The 6,384-nt window shown below is 57.8% G+C and carries 4 protein-coding genes; 2 read left to right on the top strand and 2 right to left on the bottom strand.

Annotated features, from left to right (window positions below; genetic code table 11):
- Positions 1-181: 181 nt before the first annotated feature.
- Positions 182-2,059 (bottom strand): vWA domain-containing protein, encoded by a 1,878-nt coding sequence (locus HMPREF3130_RS10970; RefSeq protein ID WP_070429983.1) that lies wholly within the window; start codon positions 2,057-2,059, stop codon positions 182-184.
- A 489-nt stretch (positions 2,060-2,548) separates the two neighbouring features.
- Positions 2,549-3,664, bottom strand: coding sequence for a branched-chain amino acid aminotransferase (locus HMPREF3130_RS10965; protein ID WP_070429982.1), 1,116 nt, complete (start codon positions 3,662-3,664; stop codon positions 2,549-2,551).
- A 222-nt stretch (positions 3,665-3,886) separates the two neighbouring features.
- Here HMPREF3130_RS10965 and HMPREF3130_RS10960 point away from each other — a divergent pair, with 222 nt between their 5' ends.
- A complete protein-coding gene (locus HMPREF3130_RS10960; protein ID WP_083276389.1) occupies positions 3,887-5,425 on the top strand; it encodes a leucyl aminopeptidase in 1,539 nt (512 codons plus the stop codon).
- A 173-nt stretch (positions 5,426-5,598) separates the two neighbouring features.
- A partial coding sequence (locus HMPREF3130_RS10955) for a biotin/lipoyl-containing protein (protein WP_305763998.1) occupies positions 5,599-6,384 on the top strand: 786 nt, incomplete at its 3' end.

Raw genomic sequence — 6,384 nt, 5'->3', positions numbered from 1 at the left:
TGAAAGTGTCATAAACTCACACAGTTTCACATCTGCAGCCCATAATTCTTGGAGTTGTCAGTTCTTGCGGCTAAGTAGCAAAAAATGTGCCCGCCAGCGATACGCCAAGCGGACACAATTTTGCTGCCTTCCCCACCCTGCCCCCCCCCCTGCTCAGGAACTTCCTGATCTTACGGTTTGTCTACTCCTTGCGCTTCTTGTTCTGGTAGACGATTGCGCCGGCAATGCCGATAAACACGGCGACCACTGCTACAACGGTGCCAATGACCAACGGGCTCATGCCCTCATCTTCCATGTCCGACGAGGATGCGGATGCCTGAGAATCCGTATCCGAGGAGTCAGATTCATTCGACGCATCTTCTGACGAGTCCTTTGACGTTTCCTGTTCCGACTCTCCCTTGGCCAGAATCGGCTTATCGGATGGAGTCGGGCCGTTCTTGTCAGTCGGTCGCCAGTCAGGCCCCTTAGTTGGCTTGTTGTCCAGGAGGAATGCGAGCTGGAACGGCTGATCGATGCCACTGACCTCTTCATCCGGGCGATAGTTAGCCATTCGGACAGTCGCGTAGTAGTAGCCGGCGTTGGCTACAGGTCGTCCTCCAACATTAGATTCTCGGTTGTTGTATTCGACCGGACGATCTGTTGACAAGTTCAGGTCCTCGGAATCCTGATAAAAGTGCATTGTTCCATCCGCAACGGAAACCTCGAACGGATTCAGCAGGGCAACTCCCATGGAATCGGCATTATCGCGCTCCGAATTTCCAGTGCGGGCAGCAATCACTGGTCGCTGACCCCACTCCACAGGGATCTTGTAGAACTTCTGTTCACCGGGCACGATTGTGTCAGAGATGGTATCCCCAGATTTAACTTCCGGCGCTTGGGCTGCGTTATTGCCACCGTTTACGGGCTTGGCCTCTCCAAAAGTGGCCTTTTTGTAGGCTTTGTCGCCGGTCGAAGAAGACCGCCCCTCATTTAGTTTGTCAGCATCCTGCTTCTTCAGCACTGGCTCAAACTGGACGCTAACCTCGACCTTCACCGGTTCATCACGATAGTCCGCTACTGAATCACCGTCATAGACCCACACGTTATTTGCGACGAGCCACTTGGTTTGATCGCAACTGGATTCGATGCGGTCACTATCCCATGCAAGAATGCTTGCATCAGCCGAAGTTGGAGTCCACGAATCGGCACTAGCTTCGGCGCCAGTCAGCGACCCCATACGACCGTCGTCCTGGCATTTTCCGCCAGTTTCATTGATGATTTCGTCAACTTCAGTTCGGACATCCTGCTGGCCCTTACCCTCAGCATCGATATTCGCTAACACCTTTGAGGTAACAATCGCGTTGTGTCCCTTCGGCACTGCGATTCGGTAGTAGAGCGGGGTGCGATCGTGTTGAGCAACCTCTGGCACCAGCGTCGTCTGGTACTTGCCCTCGCCGAGCCATTTCGCGCCTTCCTTAGTCTCGGAGAACTCGAAAGGAGTACCCGTGGTTTCGTAGCCCTGCACTGACCGCTGAGTCAAGAACTTCATGTGGTCTGCAAGCTGGGTAGCATCGTCCGCAGTCATGCTCTGTCCACCGGATACCTGCGCAACACACTCCAGCTCAGCGCGAGCTTCTTCATCGACCTTGAAGCCCACTGTGTGAATCGTCAGGCCAACACCCTGCCCTGCCAGTTCCTTCGCAACCTCACACACCGGTGGCGGCGCGCAGGTGTCGATACCGTCAGAGACCAAAATAATTGACCGCTCACCGTCTGGGCCAAGCTCATCAGCCGCCTTACGCAGTGCATTGCCGATCGGCGTGTAGCCCTGAGCTTCCAACCCGGCAATCCTGCTCTTCAGGCCTTCTTTGTCGACCTTTTGGACAGGCGACAGCACCTCGATGTCCTGGCAACCACGTTCGCGGTTGGATTCATCACTGGATTCGCGCTGGCCATAAACCAGCATGCCAAGCAGCGCATCATCCGGGAGGGAGTCAATCAGCTCCGTGGATGCGCGCTTTGCCGCATCGAGGCGGGTGCCTCCGGCGTCGTCGGCAAGCATCGAACCAGACAGATCCATGATTAGCTCTGCTTTTGCTTCGCCCGTACCCCCTTCGCCCGTAGGAGCGGGCTGTTCCACCCCGGACGGCGAAGGCGAATCTTGGGCTGCCGCCACCGGAGCCGGAATCGCACTAAACCCAATCGTCCACGCAGCCAACAACAGAGTGACAACGATGGTTACCCTTAGGCGCTTTGAACTACTTGACGAAAAACTATCTTTAAAAAAGTCTTGAACTACCACCATCACAGCGCCTCAAACTGTTTTCCCAACTACAAAAATCAATCGTGTTGGTAGTTTTTCACAGTGACCCCGGTCACGCTAGAGGTGTTTTTAACGGCTAAACAAATGCCGCCTGAACAATTCATGAACCATGAGAAAATCGCACAGCCGTTGGGGAGCCAGCAAAGCAAAAACGCAGCCCCTGAACAGCGAATACTGAACAGGGGCTGCGAAAGTACTAATTCTCGTAACCACTATTAAATTATTCTTTGCCAACCTACGCCGAAACTAAGCCTCAACGAGCTTGTAAATCCAACCGTGGGTGTCCTCAACCTCGCCGTGCTGGATACCGGTCAGGCGCTCGCGCAGCTTCATGGTCCACTCGCCGGTCTCGCTACCGTTGATCTCGAACTCGCCCTCAGCGGACTTCACAAAACCGACCGGGGTGATGACTGCAGCGGTACCGCAGGCGAACGCCTCGCTCATGACACCGGAAGTGGCATCATCCTTCCACTCCTCGGTGGAAATGCGACGCTCCTCGACATTCATGCCCAGATCCTGAGCAGCCTGCAGCAGCGATGCCCGAGTAATGCCCGGCAGCAGCGAACCAGACAGCTCTGGAGTCACCAGCCGAACACCAGCGTCAGCATTCTCATCCGGGTAGATGAACGCCAGGTTCATGCCGCCCATCTCCTCGATGTACTTGCGCTCGACAGCGTCCAGCCACACAACCTGGTCGCAGCCCTTTTCCTCTGCCTGCTGCTGAGCCGCCAGCGAAGCTGCGTAGTTACCTGCGAACTTCGCAGCACCGGTGCCGCCCGGCGCGGCACGCACGTACTCGTGGGAGATCCACACGGTCACCGGGTTAATGCCACCGGAGAAGTACGCGCCGGCAGGTGAAGCGATGAGCAGGAAGGTGTAAGAGTTCGACGGGTGCACGCCCAGGGTGCTCTCGGTGGAGAACATGATTGGACGCAGGTACAGGGATTCTTCGCCACCAGCTGGCGGCACCCATGCTGCATCGGCTTCAACCAGCAGGCGGATTGCCTCGAGGAAGGTCTCCTCCGGCAGCTGCGGCATTGCAATGCGGTCAGCGGAGCGCTGGAAGCGACGAGCGTTCTGCTCCGGGCGGAAAGTAACAATGGAACCATCCGGCATGCGATACGCCTTCAGTCCCTCAAAAATCGACTGCCCGTAATGCAGGACCGAAGAAGACGGCTGCATTTCAATCGAACCGTATGCCTGCAGCTTGGCGCCATGCCAGCCTTTGTCTGCAGTCCAGTCAATTCGGACCATGTGGTCGGTGAAGTGCTTACCGAAACCAGGGTTGGCCAAAATCTCCTCGCGCTCGGCATCAGAGAGTGGATTCGGGTTACGTTCGATTGCAAATTCCAAAGCAGACATGTCTTTCATCCTAAACCGTCGAGGATCGAGTCGTATCAATACTCGCCCCCGAAAGACCGTGTTAGTCAGGGCAATGTCAGCGTCGCGGGCACTAGGCGCGGGTACATTCCAATAGTCGTGGCGCTGGCTCGTCAGTCCGCTGTCCAGGGGTGAAGGACACGAACCGGCAAATAGGGATACGGTGGTGTACCACATAGTACGACTACAAGGAGATGCAACTACATGTCAGTCCCCGCTAACAATGATTCGGCACAGCTCGGCGCCTCTCGCAACGCCGCTGTTTTGTCCAATTACCTGCCGGCTATCGGCACTCGCGTGGTCATCGCTGCCGACAACTCTCTGCCCGCGGACGCCGACGCGGTTCTCGTCGCGCTTATCGACGGCGAGGATGGCCTCGAGCTGGTCGCACCCGAGGCCATCGGTTCGGTTGCAGAGCAGCTGCTCGCCTCCTTTGAGGCAGTCTCCGCCAGCGCTAAGTCCGAGTCCGTGACCACCATCCCGGCTCCTGCTGGCCTGGATGTCGACAGTGTCACGGGCGTTGGCGTGGGTTCTGAGGATCTGGATGCCGAGGACATCCGCCGTGCCTGCGGCGCCGCTGCGCGCCGTATGACCAAGGCCAAGGTGGTCTTTAACACTCTCGGCGCCATCGATCCGCAGGCTGCAGCCGAGGGCTTTGCGCTGGGCGCTTACGCTTACTCCGGTCAGAAGAGCGACGAAGAAAGCAACGAGGCCACCCAGAAGGTGGTTGTGTTGGGCGCTGATGACGACGTCGTAAAGCGCGCTGCAGCGATTGTGGATGCCGTTGCCACCGCGCGTGACTTCGTCAATACAGCATCGTCGCACCTCTACCCCGAGACGTTTGCTGACGCTGCTGCAGCGCTAGGCCGTGACGCGGGGCTCGAGGTCGAGGTGCTTGACGACGACGCTCTGCGCGCCGGCGGTTTCGGAGGCCTCAATGCCGTGGGTGGTGGATCCTCGCGCGGGCCGCGCCTGGTGCGCCTGATTTGGAAGGGCGATGAGTCGGCAGAGAATTCGCTGGGACTGGTCGGTAAGGGCATCACCTTTGATACCGGCGGTATTTCGCTGAAGCCGGGCGCCAGCATGGAGAACATGATCTCCGATATGGGCGGCGCTGCGGCTGTTATTGCCACAGTCGTCCTGGCTGCTCGCCTAGGCGTATCCACCCCGGTGACCGCAACTGTTCCAATGGCGGAGAACATGCCGGGTGGTAAGGCGTACCGTCCGGGCGATGTCATTACGCAGTACGGCGGTAAGACCATTGAGATTCTGAATACCGACGCTGAGGGCCGCCTCGTACTCGCAGACGCCATTGTCCGCGCCTGCGAAGACAAGCCGACTCACCTGATTGACACCGCTACCCTGACCGGTGCGCAGCTGGTCGCTCTTGGCGAGCGCACCCCGGGCGTCCTGGGTAACGACGAGTTCCGTGACCGTGTTGCAGAGCTGTCTCAGAGCATTGGTGAAAATGGTTGGGCAATGCCGATTCCAGTTGAGCTAGCAGAGGCCCTGAAGTCGCCGGTGGCTGACCTGCGGAATGTCACGAACTCTCGCTTTGGCGGTATGAGTGTTGCAGCTGCATACCTGCGCGAATTCGTTGGCGAGGATGTTGAATGGGTTCACATCGACGTTGCCGGTCCGGCCTTCAACACCACCGGGGAGTATGGTTATACCCCGAAGCGGGGCACTGGTGTTCCGGTTCGGACGATGTTCTCTGTGATTGAGGATTTGGCAACGAAGTAGCCGGTCATCCGACTGCGCCCCGCCCGGCTGGAATCCTGGCTGGAATGAGCTATTCCACGCACCAGTCGAAAGCGGGCGCAGCCCACGGGGCAAGCAGAGTTTTCAACCTGTAAGCTAATTTGTAATAACCGTCTTAAAACGAGATTTCTTAACTTTTCGAGGAGTGCACAAACATGGCGACCTCTATTGAGATGCCGGAGCTCGGTGAATCAGTTACCGAAGGCACCATTACCACCTGGCTGAAGAAGGTCGGCGACACCGTCGAGGTCGACGAACCGTTGCTCGAGGTTTCCACCGACAAGGTCGACACCGAAATTCCATCTCCGGTCGCCGGTGTTCTCACCGAGATTCTCTTTGAAGAAGACGACACCGTCGATGTTGGCGAGGTCATCGCAAAGGTCGGCGAGCCGGGCGAAGAGCCGGAAGGCGCTGACGATTCCGCTGAGGAGACCGAGGAAGAGGCTCCGAAGGAAGACGCTGAAGAGCCAAAGAAGGAAGCACCGAAGGCTGCCTCCGGTTCCGCTACTGACGTTGAGATGCCGGAGCTCGGCGAATCCGTCACCGAAGGCACCATCACCACCTGGCTGAAGAAGGTCGGCGACACCGTCGAGGTCGACGAACCGTTGCTCGAGGTTTCCACCGACAAGGTCGACACCGAAATTCCTTCCCCAGTCGCAGGCACCCTGCTCGAGGTCCTCTACGACGAAGACGACACCGTTGACGTCGGCGAAGTCATCGCTCGCGTTGGCGATGCAGACGCTGCTCCGGCCGCCAAGGAAGAGGCCGAGGAGGCATCTGCCGCAGTCGAGAAGGACGAGGAGCCAGTAAAGGCTAACGAGGAGACTGAGGAAGACTCCACTGACGTTGACGCTGGCGACGCTACTGACGTTGAGATGCCGGAGCTCGGCGAATCCGTCACCGAAGGCACGATTACCACTTGGCTGAAGAAGGTCGGCGAC

It is taken from the genome of Corynebacterium sp. HMSC14B06 (assembly GCF_001807075.1).
Classification (GTDB): domain Bacteria; phylum Actinomycetota; class Actinomycetes; order Mycobacteriales; family Mycobacteriaceae; genus Corynebacterium; species Corynebacterium jeikeium_D.
The sequence above is the reverse complement of the archived record's forward strand: the minus strand, read 5'-3'. Positions and strand labels throughout refer to the sequence as shown.

Excerpts from the sequence above, each read along its gene's own strand:
- HMPREF3130_RS10960 (WP_083276389.1), top strand. The coding sequence starts at position 3,887 with ATGTCAGTCCCCGCTAACAATGATTCGGCACAGCTCGGCGCCTCTCGC.
- HMPREF3130_RS10970 (WP_070429983.1), bottom strand. The coding sequence starts at position 2,059 with ATGGATCTGTCTGGTTCGATGCTTGCCGACGACGCCGGAGGCACCCGC.
- HMPREF3130_RS10965 (WP_070429982.1), bottom strand. The coding sequence starts at position 3,664 with ATGTCTGCTTTGGAATTTGCAATCGAACGTAACCCGAATCCACTCTCT.